We start from the raw sequence: 346 nt of genomic DNA, 5'->3' as shown, positions 1-346 counted from the left end.
GGTGCGCGATACTGGGATTGAACCAGTGACCTCTTCCGTGTCAGGGAAGCGCTCTCCCGCTGAGCTAATCGCGCAGGATGTCGAACATAATAGAAAAGACCTAACCACGCGGTCAACATGCACCTAGATGTGGATAGGTCTTTCTCGAGCGGACGACGGGATTCGAACCCGCGACCCCAACCTTGGCAAGGTTGTGCGCTACCAGCTGCGCCACGTCCGCGTGACCCGCAAAAGTCTACCCCGGCTGAAACCGGGGCCGAAAATTGTGGATCGTGGTGCGCGATACTGGGATTGAACCAGTGACCTCTTCCGTGTCAGGGAAGCGCTCTCCCGCTGAGCTAATCGC

2 tRNA genes are annotated in these 346 nt (G+C 58.1%); both read right to left on the bottom strand.

The window, feature by feature from the left end:
• Positions 1 to 2: 2 nt before the first annotated feature.
• Positions 3 to 74, bottom strand: a tRNA-Val gene (locus TBIF_RS14875).
• Between the two features lie 73 nt (positions 75 to 147).
• A tRNA-Gly gene (locus TBIF_RS14870) sits at positions 148 to 220 on the bottom strand.
• Positions 221 to 346: the final 126 nt, after the last annotated feature.

The organism is Tomitella biformata AHU 1821, assembly GCF_000524475.1.
Taxonomy (GTDB): domain Bacteria; phylum Actinomycetota; class Actinomycetes; order Mycobacteriales; family Mycobacteriaceae; genus Tomitella; species Tomitella biformata.
The sequence above is the reverse complement of the archived record's forward strand: the minus strand, read 5'-3'. Positions and strand labels throughout refer to the sequence as shown.